Source organism: Oscillibacter valericigenes (genome assembly GCF_021531915.1).
In the GTDB taxonomy this organism is placed as follows: domain Bacteria; phylum Bacillota; class Clostridia; order Oscillospirales; family Oscillospiraceae; genus Oscillibacter; species Oscillibacter valericigenes_A.
Genome location: NZ_JAFBIV010000061.1, coordinates 1 through 287, shown reverse-complemented (window position 1 = coordinate 287; position 287 = coordinate 1). Strand labels below are relative to the sequence as shown.

Annotated in this window: 1 protein-coding gene; it reads left to right on the top strand. The window is 58.2% G+C overall.

The features are described from left to right. Positions 1-16 precede the first annotated feature (16 nt). The coding region (locus JQM66_RS12510; RefSeq protein WP_235230191.1) for an S-layer homology domain-containing protein at positions 17-287 on the top strand (271 nt) is incomplete at its 3' end.

Genomic DNA, 287 nt, shown 5'->3' with positions numbered 1-287 from the left:
CAAGGAGGAAACCCATATGAAGAAGTTCCTTTCTCTGGTTCTGGCTCTGATTATGACCATGTCCCTGGTCACCGTCAGCGCCGGCGCCAAGGACTTCACCGACGACGAGTCTCTGAACTATGAAGAAGCCGTCGCCGTGATGTCCGAAATCGGCGTCATCGATGGTTACCCCGATGGCACCTTCAAGCCCCAGAACGGCCTGACCCGTGGCGCTGCTGCCAAGATCATCTGCAACATGATCCTGGGCCCCACCACCGCTTCCGCTCTGCGTGCTGACACCGCTCCTT